The sequence below is a fragment of the Aeromicrobium sp. 10G20-16 genome (genome assembly GCF_055809665.1).
Genome location: NZ_CM147919.1, coordinates 2,838,388 through 2,855,973, shown reverse-complemented (window position 1 = coordinate 2,855,973; position 17,586 = coordinate 2,838,388). Strand labels below are relative to the sequence as shown.

Below are 17,586 nucleotides of genomic sequence, written 5' to 3'. Positions count from 1 at the left end.
GTCAGGCCAGCTCGAAGTCGTCGAAGTCGAAGCCGGGTGAGACCAGGCAGCTGACGAGCGCATCGGCCTCGGAGACCAACGTGCGCTGCCACACGCCGGCCGGCACCAGCACCTGAGGGCGTTGACCACAGTCGAGGCCGGTGCCCAGCCGCGCCACGGAGCCCTCGACCGGGACCGGGCCGTCGCCACCGACCTGCAGCGCCACCACACCGGTGTGCGCCAGCCAGGTCTCGTCGGAGGTCACCCGATGCCAGGCCGAGTGCTCGCCGGCCGGCAGCAGGAAGTGGATCAGCGTGGCGGCCGGCCGCACCCGGCCGTCGGGCAGCGTGACCGTGACCGGCGAGACCCAGGTCTGGCGGTACCAGCCGCCCTCGGGGTGGGGCTCCAGCCCAAGGGACTGCGCCAGGGGATGCCGTTCCGCCTCCCTCACGCCACGCTCACAGGACCGCGTCGATGGCGGGGATGCGCTCGCGGAAGGCCGCCACCCGGTCGCGGGTGCGCTGGGGCTCGCCGACCTTCTGCAGGTTCGCGATGCCCTCGTCGCCGCGCGCGATACCGGCCTCGATCCGATCCGATGCCACAGTCATCCGGTCGACGGCGGCGTTGAGGATCGTGAACGGACCCCACTCGCCGTAGGCCTCGGCCAGCAGCCCGATGCGACGCGCGACGTCCTCGACCGGCGTCTCGCGGTACAGCGGGACGCCCGTCCAGGCGAGGAACGCGAGGTCCTCGATGGGGCGCCCGGGCCCGGCCATGTCCCAGTCGATCATCGCCACGAAGTGGCCGCTCTGGATGATCCAGTTGTAGGCGCCCGGGTCGTGGTGGCAGATGATCTGGTCGTCCGCGAGCTCGACCTCGCCGGTGCCGCGCCAGTACCGGGGCCCGTCAGGTCGGAAGTCGTCGACCGTGTCGTGGAACCGGCGCAGCCACTCCCCTGCCTCGACCAGCACCGAGTCCAGCACGACCTCGTCGTCGATGGGCACTCCTCGGCCCTCGACGTACGACAGCACCTCGCGGCCGTCGTCGTCGGTCCCGTGCACCTGCGGCACGCCCGGGAGGTCGTGGGCGTGCAGATGCTGCAGCAGCTCGTGCACCGCGGGCGTCCACGGACCGGTCGGACGACGTACGGTCCGGCCGACACGGGTGGCTCCTCCGACGGCTCCGGGGAGATGTTCGATTTCCTCGCGTGGCACTCTTTCATCGTGGCACATTCGCACTCCGGATCCGACCTGCGCGTCGGACGCAGCAGCACACCCATGATGGCCGGGCTGATCGTGGCCGTGCTGGCCATCACCGCAGGTGCGGTCGCCGCGATGGCCTTCACCTGGCCGTCGTCCGACGAGGTGCCCAAGGGGCTGGACCCCTACGGCGGGCCGGGGGTCAGCCGCATCGGCGCCGTGGTCAAGGACGTCCAGAGCCTGGGGTGCAACGGCGGCACGGACGGCACCGCCGGGCCCGACAACACGCCCAGCGTCGCCGGTGCGTGCGGGCAGATCACCGCCGCCACCGACGACGGCCAGACCGCGGAGGCGACCCTCGATCCCACGCAGTTCCAGGCCGGGATCTCGGTCGGCGACAAGATCACGCTGCTGCGGATCCAGCCCGACGGGCAGGAGGCGTCGTACGAGTTCCTCGACTTCCAGCGGGGAGTGCCGCTGGCTGCACTCGCCGCGATCTTCGGGGTCGTGGTCGTCGCCATCGCCCGGTGGCGCGGCCTGTTCGCCATCGTCGGCATCGGCGTCACCCTGCTGGCGCTGACCCAGTACGTGCTGCCGTCGATCCTGGCGGGCAGGTCACCGGTGCTCACCGCGATCATCGGCTCCACGGTCATCATGATCGTGGTGCTCTACCTCGCGCACGGGATCTCCGTCCGCACCACGTCGGCACTGTTCGGCACCCTGTTCGGCATCGCGCTGACCGCCGCCCTCGGCGTGCTCGCCACCGACCTCACCAGCATCACCGGGGTGGGGTCGGAGGACGACCGCCTGCTGCTCGGCACGGTGCCGACCCTGGACCTGTCGCACGTGGCGGCCGCGACGATGGTGATCGCCGGACTCGGCGTGCTCAACGACGTCACGGTCACCCAGGCCAGCGCCGTGTGGGAGATGCGCAGCTTCCAGCCGACCGCCCGCCGCTCCAGCGTGTTCGCCTCGGCCATGCGCATCGGCCGCGACCACATCGCGTCCAGCGTCTACACGCTGGTGTTCGCCTACGCCGGGTCCGCGATGACCATCCTGCTCCTGGTGTCGGCCTACCAGCAGAACCTCGCCATGGTGGCCAGCACCGAGCAGATCGGCCAGGAGGTGGTGCGCACCCTCGTCGGGGCCATCGGCCTGGTGCTCGCCGTTCCGATCACCACCCTGATCGCGGTGTGGATGGTGCCACGGGGCGAGGAGGAGCCGGAGCGCTACGTGGGGCGGCGAACGGCCGCGCCGGCCTGATCCGAGAGGAGAGCACCGATGCAGGAGTTCGTGGACACCGACCTGAGTGGAGCGCGATTCCTCCGGACTGATCTGTCCGGTGCCGTCATGCGCGGCGTGATCATCGGTGACGCCGAGATCGACTCACCCTGGTTGCTGGACGGCGACGCGTCGCTGCTGGTCAACGGGGTCGACGTGGCCCCCTTCGTCGACGCGGAGCTGGATCGACGCTTTCCCGGCCGGTCGTTGCGTCGAGCCGCCGACCCCGGCGGACTGCAGGAGGCGTGGGCCGCGGTCGAGGCCGCCTGGCGAGCCGCCGTGCACCGAGCCGAGGCCCTGCCGATCGGCAGCGTCGACCGGTCCGTCGAGGGCGAGTGGTCCTTCGCCCAGACCCTGCGCCACCTGGTGATGGCGACCGACACCTGGCTTCGTCGCGCCATCCTCGAGGTCGAGCAGCCGTTCCACCCCATCGGTCAGCCGTACGAGGAGTACGAGGCCGACGGCAACGACATGAGCGTCTTCTCGGCCGAGGCGCCGACCTGGGACGAGATCCTGCGCGTCCGGGCGGACCATCAGGCGATGGTGCGGGACCACCTCGCGCAGGTCACGCCCGACACCTTGGCGGCGGTGCGGCGCAACCCGTGGAGTCCTGCGCACGAGGAGACGGTGCTGACGTGCCTGCACACGATCCTCCAGGAGGAGTGGGAGCACCTGCGGTACGCCCTGCGCGACCTCGAGACGTTGGAGTGATCAGCCGGCGCGCAGGATCGTGTCCATGGACTTGCCCTTGGCCAGCTCGTCGACCAGCTTGTCCAGGTACCGGATCTTGCGCATGAGGGGGTCTTCTACGTCCTCGACGCGAACCCCGCACACCACCCCGGTGATCGACGTGGCGAGCGGGTTGAGGGTGGCGGCGGCGAAGAAGTCCTCGAAGGTCGTCCCGGCGTCGAGGTGCTGCTGCAGCTCGGCCGCGTCGAAGCCGGTGAGCCAGGTGAAGATCTGGTCCACCTCGGCCTGCGTGCGGCCCTTGCGCTCGGCCTTGTTCACGTAGGCCGGGTAGACGGCCCCCACGCTCATCGTGAAGATGCGGTGCCCCATGGCTCAGGCGGCGTGCTTGTCGTGGAGCTCGGCGAAGAACGCCTCCTGCAGTCGGTCGACATCGTTGACCGACAGCGCGATCTCCTCGTCGACGTCGAGGCCGAGCACCAGCTGGTCGGTCTCCCACGGGACCGTCGAGTCCTTCATCACCGTGCTGCCGTGCATCAGCGACTGTGCCAGCACCCGCACCTCGTTGAGGGCGCTGGGGCCCTCGACCCGCACGCGCTGGGCGAAGAAGGCGTCCATCACGATGACCAGGTGCGCGGCGAGGCGTTGCGCGAACACGGTCGGGACCGGCGGCATGTCGCGCATCTCGGCGAGCTGAGAGGTGATCTGGTCCTGCCCGCGCTCGATGTACTCGCGTGGGTAGTTCTGTCGTCCAAGCATGGCCTACACCCTAGGGCGGGCGCAGATCGCCCGTGGACGATCCCTCACGACAGCTCCATCCGGATGGGTCCCACGCGTGACAGCAGCACGTCGATGCCGCCCTTGATGACGCACAGCAGCGCGACGGCCGCCACGCTCTGGTCGGCGCCGCTGAGCAGCAGCAGGCCGAACGCGAGGATGAGCGACACGTGCAGCACGAACATGCGCGGGTAGGGCGCCGCCATCGCATCGATCGGGCTCGTGGTCTCGTCCTGCCCCCCGAACCAGGTGACGCCGAGCGCGAACAGGTGCGCGACCACCATCGCGAGGACCGCCAGCAGCCAGTACGTCCAGCCGGCCACCAGCCCGCCGGCCAGCGCCACGACGACGACGGTGAAGATCAGGTGCACCCCGGTGAAGACGCCGTAGTGGAGCACGAAGAACCGACTCAGCGATCGAGGCGACGTGACGTCCACGTCGCCGCGCACCGTCATCGTCGACCTGGACTCGGTGCCTCGCGCGGTCCGGATCCGCACGACGGTCAACGCTCCCACGACCAGGTTCTCCAGCCAGAACAGCGCGAACACGTCGCCAGCGCCGAGCGATCCCTGCAGCACGCCGATCAGCGGCACGAGACTGCCGAGCGCCAGACCCACCCCGCCGACCCACCCGGCCTGCCGCGTCGTCAGTCGGCCGCCGAGACGGGCGAGGGCAGCGAGGCCCAGACCGCGCCACAGGATCGATCGCACGAGGACAGCGTAGGGACCACGATGGTCACATGGATCCCCTGAGCGCTCTGCTGGCCGTCTCGGCCTTTCACGCCGGCTTTCAGCTGGTCGTGTCGGTGGTCGTCTACCCCGCTCTCGCCGATACCGCACCCGACCGTTGGGCTCCTGCGCACGACCGGCACTCCCGTCGCATCCTGGCGATCGTCGTCCCGCTGTACCCGGCACTGGTCGGCGTGTGCGGGTGGGTGCTGGTGTCCGGGCCGGTGACCTGGTGGAGCACGGTCGCGATCGTCGGCAACGCGGTGGCTGTGGGCGTGACGGCCGGCTTCGCCGCCGGGTTGCACGGTCGGCTGGGACGGATCGGCCACGACCCGACCGTGATCGGTGCGTTGCTGCGGGTCGACCGCGTGCGGACCGCAGGCGCGGTCGTGGCGCTCGTCGCCGCGTGCCTCGCCTGACGGCTCAGATCGCCTCGGCCCGCCCCCCGACGCCGTACGTCCACGGGCGGGCCAGCCCGGGTCCCGGCAGGTAGCGGCTGTCGAGGTCGACCACGTCGAACCCAGCGGCGGCCACGAGCGCCGGCACGTCACGGGTGAGGTGACATCCGCCGGCCACCCGCTTCTGCACCGGCTCGAGGCGCCGCTGCCACCGCACCACACTCGCGTCCGGCGCGAGCCCGTGCTCGAGGAACACCAGCGTGCCTCCGGGCCTCAGGACTCGGCGCACCTCCCGGAGCGCCTGTTCCACGTCAGGAATCGTGCACAGGGTGAACGTCGACAGCACGCTGTCGAACGCCGCATCGGGCTCGGCCAGCGCCTGCCCGTCCAGGCCGGACCGGGTGATCGGCACCGGCGAGGCGGCGCGCCGCTCGGCCGACATCTCCCACGCCAGGTCGGCGGGCTCGACGGCCGCCACCGACGCGACCGCGTCGGGGTACTTGACGACGTTGAGGCCCGACCCGAAGCCGATCTCGAGCACCCGTCCGTGCAGCCAGCCGCACACGCGTTGGCGCTGCTTCATGACGTCGCCGGTCGAGCACGCCCTCTCCACGATGCGCGGGACGATCCGTTCGGTCCACCAGGCCATGGCCCGATGGTAGGCCGATCGGTCAGCGGGTGGCGATGCCGACGCTGACGCTCGACACGTCCGGCAGACCCAGTGACTCCAGAGCGGTGTCGGCGAGGTCGAAGTTCCGCACCGGCTGCGCACCGGAGTAGTCGGGGCGGCTGGTGCCCGGGTCGGCGAGGTCGGGGTTCACGTCGTAGAGGTCGGCGCCCTCGGCCACCCCGCGCCCCCAGGTGATGAACGGGATCCGGTAGTCGGCCAGCGCGCCGGCGTCGGAGTGCCCGCGAGTTCCCTTGACGCCGCCGTGGTCGGCCGTCAGGACGATCATGGTGCGGCTCTCGAGCGCGGGATCGGCGTCGAGCGCGGCCAGCAGGCGGCCCACCTGCGCGTCGGCGTCCTGCACCGCCGCGAGGTAGGTGGGCGAGAGCCAGCCGCTCGCGTGACCGGCGGCGTCGGGCGCGGTGATGTGCCAGAACACCAGCTGGGCGTCCTGTCGGGTGACGGCGTCGATCACCCGGGGCACCAGGGTCGTCGACGGCTCGATGGCGGCGAGGTCGATCTTGTCGGGGCCGTCGTCGGCACCGGTGACGTCGTCGGCCCCGTGGTTCTTGTCCCACGAGCGCACGAGGAAGCGGAACTTGTCCTTCTCGGCGAACAGCGCGGTCTTCACGCCGCGGTCGTGGGCGACGTCGAACATGCTCGGCACGTAGCTCCCGTGGACCTTCGCGAGCGTGCTCCCGTTGTCGTCGTTGAAGGTGACCGACGTGCCGTTCGCGCCACCCACGGGGCGCCCGGTGATCATGCCGGTGTGGTTGGGCAGCGTGATGGTGCGCTCGAAGGCCGTGCGTGCGTTGAGGGTCGAGGCCCCCTCGTCCATCAGGCGAGTCAGGTGCGGCACGCCCTGCGGCCCGAGCGTGGTGATCGCGTCGGGGTTCAGCCCGTCGATCGAGATGGCGACGACGACGGGGTCCCCTGGCTCGGCCGAGGGTGTCGAGGCCACGGGTGCGGGCGCGCTGGTCGTCGGTGGTGCCGACGTGTTCTCGCCCGCGCCGGAGCACCCGCCGAGGAGGCCGACCGACGCCAGCGACAGAATCGCCGTCGAGAGAATCGCACGCTTGCCCACGCGCCGAGACTAGCCCGACGGTCTCGCCTGCGAGGATGGGGCGATGCGTCGCGTCACGGCTCCCCTGCTCGCCGTGACCGTGGCTCTGGTGCTGGCCGACTCGGCCATCGTGACGTTGGCGCTGCCCGACATCCTGCGCAATCTCGACGCGTCAGTGGCGCAGGTCGCGTGGGTGCTGATCGCCTACAACCTCGTGCTCGGCGTCGCTGCCGTGCCCGCGGCGGCCGTCTTCTCACGGGCTCGACCTCACGTGTTCACGGCGGTCGGCATCGCGGTGTTCGCGGCGGCATCTGCCGGGTGTGCGTTCGCCGGCACGATCGAGGTGCTGATCGCCGCACGGTGCGTGCAGGCGATCGGCGAAGCTCTCGCCCTCGTGGGCTGTCTGGAGCTGCTGGCGGCCGGCCGCGGCGACCGCCGTGGCGTGGCGACGTGGGTGACCGCGGGCGTCGTCGGCACGGCGGTCGGGCCTGTTCTGGGCGGGCTGCTCACCGAGGCGATCTCGTGGCAGGCGATCTTCGTGGTCCAGGTGCCGTTCGCGGCGCTCGCGGTGCCGGCGGCGCTGTCCGTGCGGGGGGTGACGAGCACCGTCGCGGACCGCCACCGCCCGGCGATCCGGGCCAATCTCACGCTCGCACTGATGTCGGCAGCACTCACCGCAGCGCTCTTCCTGCTGGTGCTGTTGCTGGTCGAGGGCTGGGGCCGCTCTCCGGCCACGGCCGCACTCACCGTGTCCGTGGTGCCCGTCGCCGCGCTGGCGGCTCGACCCCTGGTGCGCCTGTTCCGCCCGCCGCCGGACGTCGAGGTGGCGGTCGGGTGCTTCCTGGTCGCAGGAGGTCTGGTGGGCCTGGCCCTCCCGCCGTCGTCCGACCTGGTCTGGACGATCGCCCCGCAGGCGCTGGTGGGGCTCGGGCTCGGGCTGACCATCGACCGACTCACGTCACAGGCCATGGACCTGCGGCTCCCCCGGGTGCGGCACGCCGGATGGACCATCAGCGCCAGGCACGTGGGCGTCGTCGTCGGCCTCGCGATCCTCACCCCGGTGTTCACCGCCGACCTGCAGGACGCGCAGGCCCCCGCGGAGGTCGCCATCACGTCACTGGTGCTCGACGCACCCCTGCAGCCCGAGGACAAGATCGCGGTCGCGCAGCAGCTCGGCACCGCCCTGGCCGACCAGCAGGGCCGGGTGCCCGACCTCGGCGGTGCGTTCGCACGGCTCGACCTCGCACCCGCCGAGCGACCTGCCGCGGACCAGCTCGAGCGCGACCTCGACGACCAGCTGGAGCGCGCCGCGACCCACGCGTTCCGCGACTCGTTCCTGTACGGGGCGGCCTTCGCTCTCGCGGCGCTGCTCACCGTCGTCAGGCTGCCCCGACGGAGGACGACGTGAGTGGGCCCGCCCGGTGGGTCGGTCTGCCGATCGCCGCGCTGCTCGCGGTCGGCGCCGTCGTCGGCGTGCAGGTGGCCAACGGCGGAGGCACCTACGAGCCGCTCAAGGCGGCCGACCCCTGCGCAGAGCGCACCGTCACGTCGCGGGCCACCGGCATCGACGGTCTCACCGAGCGCCTCGTGCTGATCGGCGTCGACGACGCGGCGTGCACGCTCGGCGTCAGCCGCGAGGCACTGACCCTGCAGATCGCCCAGCAGCAGCAGGTGACCGATCGAGAGGCCGACGCGCTCCGCGCAGGTCTGGTCAGCGCGGTGGGTCAGATGAAGGCTGACGGCTCGTTGCCGCCGGCGTCGGACCTGGCCGACGAGGCGCTGGCCAACGCGAACCTCAACGGCCTGCTCGAGCGGGTCATCCGCCTCGTGCCGGACTCGGTCATCGACGCGGCCGTCAAGACCGACGACGTGCTGGTCCGTGCCATCGAGCGCCTCGACGTTCGCGAGGTGCTCGCGAACCTCGACGACCAGCGTGACCTCGACACCCAGATCCAGACCGCCGTGACCCAGGCGGTCAAGGACTCGCTGATCGACCGGTTGCGCGGGCTCCTCCCGACCTGACTCAGCTCTTGAGCGCGCGCGTCGCGAAGTAGCCGGGCAGGAACCCGGCGGTCACCGACGACTGGTGCCTCGCCTCGCGGAAGTCGGTCAGCACGAACCCGGCGGCCAGCTGACCGCCGATCTGCTCGGACATGGTGTGGCTGTACTCCACGGCGGCGCCCTCGCCGAACAGCGCGTCGCGCTCGGCGGCGGAGAACGTGGCCTCGTCGGAGTAGGGCAACGGGTGGCGGACGATCAGCTCACCTCGCTCCTCCAGGGCGACGTGGTCGAACAGGTAGGTGTCTGGATTGACGAAGCCGACCAGCAGGTGCCCACCGGGGCGGAGCACCCGGTGGCACTCCCGCCACACCGGCTCCAGGTCGGGGCAGAACACGTTCGACGCCGGATGGACGATCAGGTCGAACACGCCGTCGCCGAACGCGCTCAGGTCACGCATGTCCCCCAGCACGGTGGTGATCTCGAGGCCGTCCCGGGCCGCGACGAGATCGTCCTGGGCGAGCTGGGCCGGCGAGTTGTCGAAGACCGTGACGGTCGCCCCGGCGGCCGCGAGAACCGGGCCCTGCTGACCACCCCCGCCGGCGAGGCACAGCACGTCGACGCCGGCCACGCTCGAGGGGAACCACGCGCGATCAACCGGCTCGTGCCCGACCAGCACGATCGACCAGTCACCGGCGCGCGCCCGTTCGATCACCTCGGGGCCGACCGGACGGGTCCACTCGTTGCCCTCGGCGACCAGCCGGTCCCACGCGTCGCGGTTGTGCCGGACGGCGTCGAAGCGGTCGTCCGAGCTCTGCTGATCCACCCGGTGCTCGGTCACCTGCGCATCATGTCAGCCCATGGGCGCTCAGAGTGGGGATCCTCCACCGGCCGGTCCCCTGCGCCTCTACGATGTGCCGATGAGTCTCGCCGCCCGACAGTCGCTGCGCCTGGCGGGTCCGATCAGCATCGTCGCCTCCGTCGTCGCGATGGCCGTGCTGTGGCAGGTCGCCAAGCCCGCCGACCTGGCCACCGGCAGCTCGATCGGCCAGCTCGCCGGCGTGGAGTCGATCCTGCTGATGTCCATCGCGCTGGTGCTGATCAGCACCCTGCCGTGGGTGGAGTCGTACTTCGACGGCATCGACCGTGCCGCCATCTGGCACCGCAGGTGCGCGATCGTCGGTGTGCTGCTCCTGGTGCCGCACATCCTGATGTCGCACCGTGGTGAGCCCGGCGCACCGTCGTGGGCCAACCCGGCCGGCGTCGTGTCCACCGTCGGCCTCGCGACCCTCATCGTGTGGGCGATCCTCCCGCGGTGGCGCACCGTCGTCCCCGCACCGGGGCGTCGCATCATCGAGACCATCCACGAGTGGCCGCCGATGCGTCTGGTCTCCCGCCTGGTCGGCGACTACGAGATCTGGCGCTTCGTGCACCGCACCACCGGCCTGTTCGTGGCCATCGGGTTCGCCCACGGACTGGTCGATGCGACGGCGTTCGACGGTGCGCCGGTCCTCCGGTGGGTCTACGTGGTGGTCGGAGGGGTCGGGCTGGTCTTCTACGCCTACCGCGAGCTGCTCGCACGCCGCGGTCACGGACTGCGGGACTACCAGGTCAGCGAGGTGCAGGTGGTCGGCGACGGCCTCACCGAGATCGTGCTGCGACCGCTGGGCAAGCCGTTGCGCTACGCGCCCGGCCAGTTCGCGATGCTGCACCTGGAGACGAAGTCCGGCTGGCACCGCCACCCGTTCACGCTGGCCAGCAGTCCCGCCGACCCCCACGTCCGGGTCACCATCAAGGCGCTCGGTGACTACACGTCGACGGTGTCGGATTCGGTGCGGCCGGGCATGCCGGCGGTGCTCAGCGGACCGCACGGCCGGTTCACCCACGCCAAGGGCAAGCAGCAGCAGATCTGGGTCGCCGGTGGCGTCGGCATCACGCCGTTCCTGAGCTGGATCAGGTCGCTCGAGGAGTTCCCCGCCTCCGAGAGCGTCGACTTCTTCTACTCGGTCGCGGGCGAAGCTCCGTACCTCGACGAGATCCACGCGATCACCGCCGACCACCCCAACGTGCGCGTCCACGTGATCGACTCGACCACGAGCGGACGCCTGACGGCTGAGAAGGCACTCGCCCTCTCGGGCCAGGGCGACGCCGCGGCCGTGTCGGTGTTCATGTGCGGACCCGAGCCCATGGTCCAGGCGTTGTCCTCCGGGTTCCGCACCGCGGGCGTCTCGGCGTCGGCGATCCATCGCGAGTACTTCGACTGGCGCTGACGGTGTCCGACCAGGCCCCGCGCCGCGGTCCAGTGCGCTGGATCATCGAGCATCCAGCGCTGCTGATCCTGCTCGTCGCGCCGTTCTTCGGCGAAGGGCTCTCGGGGTCCACCCCGCCGCTGGACCTCCTGCTGCCGTGGAACCTGGCCTTCATGGCGGCGCTCTACGGCTGCGGCGCGCTGGTGTGTCGTGACGTGGCACACCGCTGCGGGCTCGGCTTCCCCGGACTGGTCGTGCTCGGCGTCGCCTACGCCGTGTGGGAGGAGGCGCTGGTCGACCGGTACTGGTTCTTCCCGCAGTTCTGGTCCGACTCCGGGGTCGGTTCATACAGCGTCGTGGAGCACACGAACGTGCTCCTGGCCTCGCACCTCACGGTCTTCCACACGACGATCAGCATCTGCTCGTCGGTCCTCGTGGTCGAGTGGCTGGCGCCAGCGGCGCGGGACCGGCCGTGGGCCGGGCGTCCAGGTCTGGTCGTGGCAGGAGTCGTCCTGGCCTCGACGCCGCTGATCTACGGTGAGTTCGACCAGCGGCCACCGGCCCCGGTGCTGGCGGCCGCCGCGCTGCTGCTGGTCGCCGTCGTGGTCGCCGCGTTCGCAGTCGGGAGGCGCCGTCCCGCGTCCGAGTCCCGCAGGAGCGTCGACCCCGCTCCACCTCGTCGGTTCCTGGGCCCGATCGCCTTCGGCTGCGCGCTGACCCACTGGATCGCCGCCTACTCGGTGCCGCAGTCCGGCCTGCCCTGGCCGGTCGGCGTCGCCGTCGCGCTGCTGCCCGTCGCGATCGGCCTGGTGGTGATTCCGCGACTGGCCGTGACCGGGCCGTACGGCAGCGACGGCGTGCGGGTCGTGGTGGGCCTGCTGACGTTCTTCGTGCTCCTGGACGTGCTGGTCGGATTCCTCGGCCGCTACGACATGCTCCTCGGCGCCGCGCTCGTCGCCTGGGGCGCCCGCAGGCTGTGGGTCAGGCGCAGCACGGTCGGGTTCGCGCACGCCTGACCGCCCCGACGACGCAGGAGCTCCCAGTCGAGTGGTGTCTGCGATCCGCAGCAGACGCCTGTCGACCCGGCAGACTGAGGCACCATGACCGTCGAGCGCGTCGTCCCCAACCTCACCGTCGCCGACCTCGCGGCTGCCGTGGCCCAGCACACCGCCGTCCTCGGGCTGCGGGTCGTGATGGACCACGGCTGGATCGTGACGCTGGCCGACGACGCCGGCCACCAGCTCAGCCTGATCACCGCCGACGCCACCGCACCGGTGAACCCCGACGTCTCGGTGTTCGTCGACGACGTCGACGCTGCGCATGCGGCCGCCACCGCGGCCGGCCTGGGGATCGTCTACCCACTCACCACCGAGGATTGGGGCGTCCGCAGATTCTTCTATTGCGACTCGTCCGGCCGCGTGGTCAACGTGGGATCGCACGGCTGACCGTGCCGGACGATCTTCTGGCTCGCGGTGGTCGCCGACGTCGCGACGCTCGTCTGGTTCGTGGCGGCTACCCGTTGAGTCAGAGCTCCACCGAGGGCAGTCCTACGGAGGCACCTGCGGATCACCATGTCCGCCCCCGGAGATCGATCTCCCCGTTCGGCCACGCCGACGACGAATCCACGGGGAAGACGAGCAGCGGTCGACCCGGCGGGTCGGTCGTGGATCTCCCGGCACGATCGAGCGACTCCACGGCTGCCACCACGCGTGTCCACCCGCAGGACCGGTAGAACGGCACGACCGCCTCGCGACATCCGAGAAAGCCGAAGTCGATCCCACCGTCCGCCATCTCACGGACTGCCGCGCGCATGAGTCGCTCACCGAGTCGCAGGCCCCGAGCCGCCTTGGCCACCAGCACGCCACCCACGCCTGCCACCACCACGTCCCGCTCTCCCACGCCGATCGAACGTCGCCCCCACCCGACGTGACCGACCACCACGTCGCCACGAAGGGCGATCAGGTGAACGTCGTGGGGCGCATAGCCATAGGGCTGGTCGGGATCCCATCGGCCGAACTCGGCCAGGTACTCCGCGTCGAACAGGGTCCGGAGCCCCGCGCGATCCCCGTCGGACAACGCGGCGTGCGCGACAGTGCGGATCGACAGAGTCATCCGGCTGAACGTACCGCGCCGGGATTCAGACGTTGAAGCGGAACTCCACCACGTCGCCGTCGGCCATGACGTAGTCCTTGCCCTCCATGCGGACCTTGCCGGCGGACTTGGCGGCGTTCATGCTGCCGGCGTCGACGAGGTCGTCGAAGGAGACGATCTCGGCCTTGATGAAGCCGCGCTCGAAGTCGGTGTGGATGACGCCGGCGGCCTGCGGGGCGGTGGCGCCCTGGGGGATGGTCCAGGCGCGCGACTCCTTGGGGCCGGCGGTGAGGTAGGTCTGCAGGCCGAGGGTGTCGAAGCCGACGCGAGCCAACGCGTCGAGGCCCGGCTCGGTGACGCCCATGTCGGCGAGCATCTCGGCGCGCATCTGCTCGGCCTCCTCGTCGTCGCCCAGCTCGACCAGCTCGGCCTCACCCTTGGCGTCGAGGAAGATCGCCTCCGACGGCGCCACGAGATCGCGCATCTGCTGCTTGAGGGCGTCGTCGTTCAGCTCCTCGGCGTCGCAGTTGAACACGTAGATGAATCGCTTGGCCGTCATCAGGTGCAGCTCGCGCAGCAGGTCCAGGTCGAGCCCGGCCTTCAGCACGCCCGTGCCGGCCTCGAGCGACTCCTTGGCCTTCTTGGCCTCCTCGAACAACGGCACGAGCGACTTGTCCTTGCGCGAGTCCTTGTCCAGGCGCGGCAACGCGTTGTCGATGGTCTGCAGGTCGGCCAACGCCAGCTCGATCGAGATCGTCTCGATGTCGTTGCCCGGGTTCACGTCGCCGTCGACGTGGGTGACGTCCTCGTCGCGGAACACACGGGTGACCTGGCAGATCGCGTCGGACTCACGGATGTGGGACAGGAACTTGTTGCCCATGCCCTCACCCTCGGACGCGCCGCGCACGATGCCGGCGATGTCCACGAACTGCACGGTGGCGGGCAGGATCTTCTCCGAGCCGAAGATCTCGGCCAGCTGCGCGAGGCGCGAGTCCGGGACGCCGACCACGCCGACGTTCGGCTCGATCGTCGCGAACGGGTAGTTCGCCGCGAGGACGTCGTTCTTGGTCAGGGCGTTGAAGAGGGTCGACTTGCCCGCGTTGGGAAGTCCCACGATGCCGATGCTGAGAGCCACGAGGAACCACCCTACGGCCTGAGCCCCCGGGCCCGTCAGGTGCTCGGGGCCTCCGCCAGCAACGACCGCACCCACGCCGGATCCGGGTTCACGTGAGCGACGCCGCCGACCAGCACCGTGGGCACCGTCTCGTCGCCGCCGGTGGCCTCCCGCACGCGCGCGGCCGCCTCGTCATCGACCCAGATGTCGGCCCAGGTGGCACGATCGGCCAGTCCACCGACGGCGGCACGCAGCCGCAGGCAGTACGGGCAGCCGGGTCGGTGCAGGACGACGATCTCGCCGTCGCGCTCGGCGCGTTGCCACTCGACGGTCGCGGCGGCGCCCGGGAAGGGCAGCGGCGACAGGACGACGGCACCGGTCAGCAGCACCGCGGCGATGACGGTGGTGCTGACCGCGCTGTCCGACCTGATCCCGGACGCGACCACCACGATCGCACCCACGAGCAGGGCCAGGGCCGGCGCGAAACGCTTCATGTCACCCACCGTACGACTGGTGTGCGCCTCAGGGCCTGGTCATCGAGAAGGCTCGCAGCTCCTGGTCGTACCAGTCCGAGCGCAGGCCGAGGTCGGTCATGCCGAGCCGTCCGCACACCGCCTGCGAGGCGGCATTGTCCGGATGCGTCACGGCGACCACCTCGTCCACGTCAGCCGCCCAGGCGTGCTCGACCAGCGCGGTCGCTGCCTCGGTGGCGTAGCCGCGACCCCACACGTCGGGGTGCAGGTGCCAGCCGATCTCCAGGTCGTCGCGGTCGACTCCGGCGCTGGCGGGGATCGACACCAGCACCGCCATGCCGACCACCCGCTGCTCGTCGTGCGGAACGATCGCACGGATCGTCGCCGCGGGATGCGAACCGGCACGCTCGGGCATGCGCTCGATCCGCGCCACCGCGTCGTCGCGATGCGTCATCGGCACACCGACGCCGCTCCATCGAGCCACCTCGGGCCGCCGGAAGATGTCGAACAGGTCGTCGGCGTCGTCGAGGGTGAAGGGCCGCAGCTCGAGCCGCCGCGTGCTGATCATCTGGCCGACCACTCCTCTGCGGTGACGTGGAACAACGGGCTGTCGCCCTCGTACCAAGGGTCCGGGTGGATGCCCGTGAACGGAAGCCCCAGGCGCTCGGCCACGGCGCGCGACCGGTGGTTGTCGACCATCATCCCGACCCAGACGTCGGGCAGCCCCGCGGCGAAGACGTCATCGAGCATCGCCCGGGCCGCCTCGGTGGCGTAGCCGTGACCCCACGAGTCCGGGTGCAGGTGCCAGCCGAGCTCGTGCTCGCCGAGGTCGGTGCCGTCCTTGCGTACCAGCGGCGCCACCAGCACGGTGCCGGCCACCGTGCCGGTCTCGCGCACCTCGATCGCGCGACGGGCGTCGAACCGGTCGGCGGCCTCGCGTTCGTTGACGCGTCGCACCCACTGGTGCGCGGCCTCGAGGTCGGCCATCGGCTCGGTGGGCGGGTCGTCCAGCCACGGATACACGTCGGGATGGCTCAGGATCTCCAGCACGCGAGGAGCATCGCCCTCGACGTAGGGCCGCAGCACCAGCCGCTCGGTCTCGATCAGCACGTCACGAGCCTGTCAGACCACGAGGCACACTGGACGTATGACCGTCATCAAGATCAACGCCATCACCGTCCCGGCCGGTTCCGGGGACGAGCTCGCCCACCGATTCGCCGCCCGCGCGGGCGCCGTCGACGGGGCCGAGGGGTTCGAGGGCTTCGAGCTGCTCAAGCCCACCGACGACCGTGACCAGTGGCTCGTCATCACCCGCTGGGCCAGCGAGGAGACCTTCCAGGCATGGGTCGACTCCCCGTCGTTCGCCGAGGGCCACCGCTCTGCGGTCGAGCGCGCCGGCGGTGAGGCGCCGAAGAAGCCGGTCTCCACCCACAGCGAGGTCTGGAACTACGAGATCGCCGGCGGCTCCGCCGGCTGACCTGCTCGCTGCCCGTCAAAAAGTGTCGGTGGGCGGCGCGACAGTGGAGCCATGGATGCCTTCCCCCTTCCACACCAGCCCCGCAATCGCAGCCTCGACACCGGCCGTCGTGCACCTCGTCGGGGCCGTTCGGACGCTACCGTCGATCCCATGGAGCGCACGGCCCTCGGGCCCGGGCAACAACTCGCGTCGCACGACCTCACGGTGCGCGGCACGATCGTGCTCGGCTGCGTCGCCATGGCCGCCGTCACCGCGCTCGACCTGGTCAACGGCTCGCTCGGTTTCGCGTTCTCGCTCGGCTTCGTGCTGATCGTGGTCACCTTGCCGATGGCCATCGACGTGCGAGAGCTGTTCCCCGCCGGAGTCCTGCCACCGTTGCTGCTGCTGGGCACGCTGTTCGCCGTGTGCGTGCTGCGCCCCCAGGCCATCGCGGTCGACGGACTCGCAGCCGACGCCGGGCTGTTCACCCGCTACCTCGCAGCGGTGATCGACCACGGCCTCACGCTGGCGGTCGGTCACGCACTGGCCATCGGCGTCATCGTGTGGCGCATCCTCGCCGACACCTGATGGCTTCGTTCGACGACCTGCGCCGGCTCGCCCTCGAGCTGCCCGAGACCACCGAGAAGCCGGCCTGGGGCAACCCCACCTACCGCGTGGCGGGCCAGATGTTCGTGTGGGAGCGGCCGCTGAGAGCCAAGGAGCTGACCGAGCTCGGCGACGCGGCCCCCGACGGACCCGTTGCGGGCGCACGGGTCGAGGACCTCGGCGAGAAGGAGGCCGTGCTGGCCTCCGACACCGACGTGTTCTTCACCGTGTCGCACTTCGACGGTCACCCGTCGGTGCTCGTGCGGATGGACCGCGTCGACGAGCCACGGCTCCGCGAGATCGTCGAGGACGCCTGGTTGGCACGCGCCCCGAAGAAGCTGGCCGAGGAGTACCTCGCTCGCTGACGTCCTCAGTCGCCGCGCAACGCCTGCATCGTCTTGTCGACCCGCCGGTCGCGCGTGGCGTCCTGCTTGGCCTCGTTGATCGCGCGGGCGTGCTCCTTGCGGTGCGAGGGCGCGAGCGCATCCCAGGCCGCACGGGCGACCGGGTCGGCCGCCAGCGCGGCCTCCAGCGCGGGCGGCACCTCCACCTCGCGCGGCTGGTCGTCCAGCACGATCTCCACGTCGATGACATCCCCTGCCTCGACGCCCAGCTGCGCCCGCACCGCCTTGTTGAACCCCATCAGGTTCTCGCCACCCATGCGGCCGATGCGGCCCGGAACGCTGACGCCGTTGACCGTGAAGCGCACCGGAGGGGTCTTGCCGCCGCCGAGGGACGCCACCTGCTCGTCGGTGAGGATGACCGCCGCGGCCGGGCCTCGTGGCTCGAGCACGACGTCGTGGAGGTGAAGTGTCATGAA

At 70.9% G+C, this 17,586-nt stretch carries 25 protein-coding genes; 11 read left to right on the top strand and 14 right to left on the bottom strand.

Annotated features, from left to right (window positions below; all coding sequences use genetic code 11):
* Position 1: 1 nt before the first annotated feature.
* Entirely contained in the window at positions 2-430 is a 429-nt protein-coding gene (locus tag AC0L5F_RS14640; protein ID WP_473314152.1) for a cupin domain-containing protein, read from the bottom strand.
* 7 nt (positions 431-437) lie between these two features.
* Positions 438-1,193 carry an aminoglycoside phosphotransferase family protein gene (locus tag AC0L5F_RS14635; RefSeq protein ID WP_473314151.1) on the bottom strand — a complete coding sequence of 252 codons (756 nt, stop codon included), beginning with the start codon at positions 1,191-1,193 and terminating at the stop codon, positions 438-440.
* Between the two features lie 9 nt (positions 1,194-1,202).
* On the opposite strand from AC0L5F_RS14635, the gene AC0L5F_RS14630 reads away from it, so the two are divergent.
* Positions 1,203-2,441, top strand: a complete 1,239-nt coding sequence (locus AC0L5F_RS14630; protein ID WP_473314150.1) for a YibE/F family protein — start codon at positions 1,203-1,205, stop codon at positions 2,439-2,441.
* 18 nt (positions 2,442-2,459) lie between these two features.
* Positions 2,460-3,170, top strand: a complete 711-nt coding sequence (locus AC0L5F_RS14625) for a DinB family protein (RefSeq protein ID WP_473314149.1) — start codon at positions 2,460-2,462, stop codon at positions 3,168-3,170.
* Here AC0L5F_RS14625 and AC0L5F_RS14620 read toward each other — a convergent pair whose 3' ends face one another.
* The 3 genes from AC0L5F_RS14620 to AC0L5F_RS14610 are packed head-to-tail and all read right to left on the bottom strand — an operon-like array spanning position 3,171 to position 4,633.
* Entirely contained in the window at positions 3,171-3,497 is a 327-nt protein-coding gene (locus AC0L5F_RS14620; protein WP_473314148.1) for a DUF2200 domain-containing protein, read from the bottom strand. It abuts the gene before it with no gap.
* A gap of 24 nt (positions 3,498-3,521) precedes the next feature.
* On the bottom strand, positions 3,522-3,905 hold the full coding sequence (locus AC0L5F_RS14615) for a hypothetical protein (protein ID WP_473314147.1): 384 nt from the start codon (positions 3,903-3,905) through the stop codon (positions 3,522-3,524).
* 44 nt (positions 3,906-3,949) lie between these two features.
* On the bottom strand, positions 3,950-4,633 hold the full coding sequence (locus tag AC0L5F_RS14610) for a DUF6498-containing protein (RefSeq protein WP_473314146.1): 684 nt from the start codon (positions 4,631-4,633) through the stop codon (positions 3,950-3,952).
* Between the two features lie 29 nt (positions 4,634-4,662).
* Here AC0L5F_RS14610 and AC0L5F_RS14605 point away from each other — a divergent pair, with 29 nt between their 5' ends.
* Entirely contained in the window at positions 4,663-5,070 is a 408-nt protein-coding gene (locus AC0L5F_RS14605; protein ID WP_473314145.1) for a hypothetical protein, read from the top strand.
* A 4-nt stretch (positions 5,071-5,074) separates the two neighbouring features.
* Here the strand turns inward: AC0L5F_RS14605 and AC0L5F_RS14600 are convergent, their stop codons facing one another.
* The gene (locus AC0L5F_RS14600; protein ID WP_473314144.1) at positions 5,075-5,698 is read right to left on the bottom strand and encodes a class I SAM-dependent methyltransferase; all 624 of its coding nucleotides are present in this window, start codon (positions 5,696-5,698) and stop codon (positions 5,075-5,077) included.
* A gap of 22 nt (positions 5,699-5,720) precedes the next feature.
* On the bottom strand, positions 5,721-6,800 hold the full coding sequence (locus AC0L5F_RS14595) for an alkaline phosphatase family protein (RefSeq protein WP_473314143.1): 1,080 nt from the start codon (positions 6,798-6,800) through the stop codon (positions 5,721-5,723).
* Between the two features lie 43 nt (positions 6,801-6,843).
* Here AC0L5F_RS14595 and AC0L5F_RS14590 point away from each other — a divergent pair, with 43 nt between their 5' ends.
* Both AC0L5F_RS14590 and AC0L5F_RS14585 read left to right on the top strand, forming a co-directional pair.
* Positions 6,844-8,187: an MFS transporter gene (locus AC0L5F_RS14590; protein WP_473314142.1), complete on the top strand. Its 1,344-nt coding sequence runs from the start codon at positions 6,844-6,846 to the stop codon at positions 8,185-8,187.
* Positions 8,184-8,801 carry a hypothetical protein gene (locus tag AC0L5F_RS14585; RefSeq protein ID WP_473314141.1) on the top strand — a complete coding sequence of 206 codons (618 nt, stop codon included), beginning with the start codon at positions 8,184-8,186 and terminating at the stop codon, positions 8,799-8,801. The genes AC0L5F_RS14590 and AC0L5F_RS14585 overlap by 4 nt, the downstream gene beginning before the upstream one ends.
* A 1-nt stretch (position 8,802) precedes the next feature.
* Here AC0L5F_RS14585 and AC0L5F_RS14580 read toward each other — a convergent pair whose 3' ends face one another.
* The gene (locus AC0L5F_RS14580) at positions 8,803-9,618 is read right to left on the bottom strand and encodes a class I SAM-dependent methyltransferase (protein ID WP_473314140.1); all 816 of its coding nucleotides are present in this window, start codon (positions 9,616-9,618) and stop codon (positions 8,803-8,805) included.
* A 79-nt stretch (positions 9,619-9,697) separates the two neighbouring features.
* On the opposite strand from AC0L5F_RS14580, the gene AC0L5F_RS14575 reads away from it, so the two are divergent.
* The 3 genes from AC0L5F_RS14575 (at position 9,698) to AC0L5F_RS14565 (ending at position 12,471) form a co-directional block, all read left to right on the top strand.
* Positions 9,698-11,047: a ferredoxin reductase family protein gene (locus AC0L5F_RS14575; protein ID WP_473314139.1), complete on the top strand. Its 1,350-nt coding sequence runs from the start codon at positions 9,698-9,700 to the stop codon at positions 11,045-11,047.
* A 2-nt stretch (positions 11,048-11,049) separates the two neighbouring features.
* Entirely contained in the window at positions 11,050-12,042 is a 993-nt protein-coding gene (locus AC0L5F_RS14570; RefSeq protein ID WP_473314138.1) for a hypothetical protein, read from the top strand.
* An 84-nt stretch (positions 12,043-12,126) separates the two neighbouring features.
* Positions 12,127-12,471 (top strand): VOC family protein, encoded by a 345-nt coding sequence (locus tag AC0L5F_RS14565; protein ID WP_473314137.1) that lies wholly within the window; start codon positions 12,127-12,129, stop codon positions 12,469-12,471.
* Positions 12,472-12,592: 121 nt separating this feature from the next.
* On the opposite strand, the gene AC0L5F_RS14560 is transcribed toward AC0L5F_RS14565, so the two are convergent.
* Genes AC0L5F_RS14560 through AC0L5F_RS14540 form a run of 5 tightly spaced genes read right to left on the bottom strand, consistent with a single transcriptional unit; the run spans position 12,593 to position 15,814 of the window.
* Positions 12,593-13,138, bottom strand: coding sequence for a GNAT family N-acetyltransferase (locus AC0L5F_RS14560; RefSeq protein ID WP_473314136.1), 546 nt, complete (start codon positions 13,136-13,138; stop codon positions 12,593-12,595).
* 25 nt (positions 13,139-13,163) lie between these two features.
* Complete coding sequence (ychF, locus tag AC0L5F_RS14555; RefSeq protein ID WP_473314135.1) at positions 13,164-14,252, bottom strand: redox-regulated ATPase YchF; 1,089 nt, start codon at positions 14,250-14,252, stop codon at positions 13,164-13,166.
* A gap of 35 nt (positions 14,253-14,287) precedes the next feature.
* Positions 14,288-14,725, bottom strand: a complete 438-nt coding sequence (locus AC0L5F_RS14550) for a glutaredoxin family protein (RefSeq protein WP_473314134.1) — start codon at positions 14,723-14,725, stop codon at positions 14,288-14,290.
* Positions 14,726-14,753: 28 nt separating this feature from the next.
* Positions 14,754-15,272, bottom strand: coding sequence for a GNAT family N-acetyltransferase (locus AC0L5F_RS14545; RefSeq protein ID WP_473314133.1), 519 nt, complete (start codon positions 15,270-15,272; stop codon positions 14,754-14,756).
* On the bottom strand, positions 15,269-15,814 hold the full coding sequence (locus AC0L5F_RS14540) for a GNAT family N-acetyltransferase (RefSeq protein WP_473314132.1): 546 nt from the start codon (positions 15,812-15,814) through the stop codon (positions 15,269-15,271). Before AC0L5F_RS14540 ends, AC0L5F_RS14545 begins: the two co-directional genes overlap by 4 nt.
* A 37-nt stretch (positions 15,815-15,851) precedes the next feature.
* Between AC0L5F_RS14540 and AC0L5F_RS14535 the strand changes: the two genes are divergently transcribed.
* The 3 genes from AC0L5F_RS14535 to AC0L5F_RS14525 all read left to right on the top strand — a co-directional run bounded on the left by AC0L5F_RS14535 (position 15,852) and on the right by AC0L5F_RS14525 (position 17,131).
* Positions 15,852-16,181 (top strand): antibiotic biosynthesis monooxygenase family protein, encoded by a 330-nt coding sequence (locus AC0L5F_RS14535; protein WP_473314131.1) that lies wholly within the window; start codon positions 15,852-15,854, stop codon positions 16,179-16,181.
* A gap of 150 nt (positions 16,182-16,331) precedes the next feature.
* A complete protein-coding gene (locus tag AC0L5F_RS14530) occupies positions 16,332-16,748 on the top strand; it encodes a DUF6542 domain-containing protein (RefSeq protein WP_473314130.1) in 417 nt (138 codons plus the stop codon).
* The gene (locus tag AC0L5F_RS14525; protein WP_473314129.1) at positions 16,748-17,131 is read left to right on the top strand and encodes an MmcQ/YjbR family DNA-binding protein; all 384 of its coding nucleotides are present in this window, start codon (positions 16,748-16,750) and stop codon (positions 17,129-17,131) included. The genes AC0L5F_RS14530 and AC0L5F_RS14525 overlap by 1 nt, the downstream gene beginning before the upstream one ends.
* Positions 17,132-17,136: 5 nt before the next feature.
* Here AC0L5F_RS14525 and AC0L5F_RS14520 read toward each other — a convergent pair whose 3' ends face one another.
* Complete coding sequence (locus AC0L5F_RS14520; RefSeq protein ID WP_473314127.1) at positions 17,137-17,583, bottom strand: YdeI/OmpD-associated family protein; 447 nt, start codon at positions 17,581-17,583, stop codon at positions 17,137-17,139.
* Positions 17,584-17,586 lie beyond the last annotated feature (3 nt).

What these genes read in the sequence shown, in the direction of transcription:
- AC0L5F_RS14625 (WP_473314149.1), top strand. Translation starts at nt 2,460, where the DNA reads ATGCAGGAGTTCGTGGACACCGACCTGAGTGGAGCGCGATTCCTCCGG.
- AC0L5F_RS14620 (WP_473314148.1), bottom strand. Translation starts at nt 3,497, where the DNA reads ATGAGCGTGGGGGCCGTCTACCCGGCCTACGTGAACAAGGCCGAGCGC.
- AC0L5F_RS14615 (WP_473314147.1), bottom strand. Translation starts at nt 3,905, where the DNA reads ATGCTTGGACGACAGAACTACCCACGCGAGTACATCGAGCGCGGGCAG.
- AC0L5F_RS14605 (WP_473314145.1), top strand. Translation starts at nt 4,663, where the DNA reads ATGGATCCCCTGAGCGCTCTGCTGGCCGTCTCGGCCTTTCACGCCGGC.
- AC0L5F_RS14600 (WP_473314144.1), bottom strand. Translation starts at nt 5,698, where the DNA reads ATGGCCTGGTGGACCGAACGGATCGTCCCGCGCATCGTGGAGAGGGCG.
- AC0L5F_RS14590 (WP_473314142.1), top strand. Translation starts at nt 6,844, where the DNA reads ATGCGTCGCGTCACGGCTCCCCTGCTCGCCGTGACCGTGGCTCTGGTG.
- AC0L5F_RS14575 (WP_473314139.1), top strand. Translation starts at nt 9,698, where the DNA reads ATGAGTCTCGCCGCCCGACAGTCGCTGCGCCTGGCGGGTCCGATCAGC.
- AC0L5F_RS14565 (WP_473314137.1), top strand. Translation starts at nt 12,127, where the DNA reads ATGACCGTCGAGCGCGTCGTCCCCAACCTCACCGTCGCCGACCTCGCG.
- AC0L5F_RS14560 (WP_473314136.1), bottom strand. Translation starts at nt 13,138, where the DNA reads ATGACTCTGTCGATCCGCACTGTCGCGCACGCCGCGTTGTCCGACGGG.
- AC0L5F_RS14550 (WP_473314134.1), bottom strand. Translation starts at nt 14,725, where the DNA reads ATGAAGCGTTTCGCGCCGGCCCTGGCCCTGCTCGTGGGTGCGATCGTG.
- AC0L5F_RS14545 (WP_473314133.1), bottom strand. Translation starts at nt 15,272, where the DNA reads ATGATCAGCACGCGGCGGCTCGAGCTGCGGCCCTTCACCCTCGACGAC.
- AC0L5F_RS14535 (WP_473314131.1), top strand. Translation starts at nt 15,852, where the DNA reads ATGACCGTCATCAAGATCAACGCCATCACCGTCCCGGCCGGTTCCGGG.
- AC0L5F_RS14530 (WP_473314130.1), top strand. Translation starts at nt 16,332, where the DNA reads ATGGAGCGCACGGCCCTCGGGCCCGGGCAACAACTCGCGTCGCACGAC.
- AC0L5F_RS14525 (WP_473314129.1), top strand. Translation starts at nt 16,748, where the DNA reads ATGGCTTCGTTCGACGACCTGCGCCGGCTCGCCCTCGAGCTGCCCGAG.
- AC0L5F_RS14520 (WP_473314127.1), bottom strand. Translation starts at nt 17,583, where the DNA reads ATGACACTTCACCTCCACGACGTCGTGCTCGAGCCACGAGGCCCGGCC.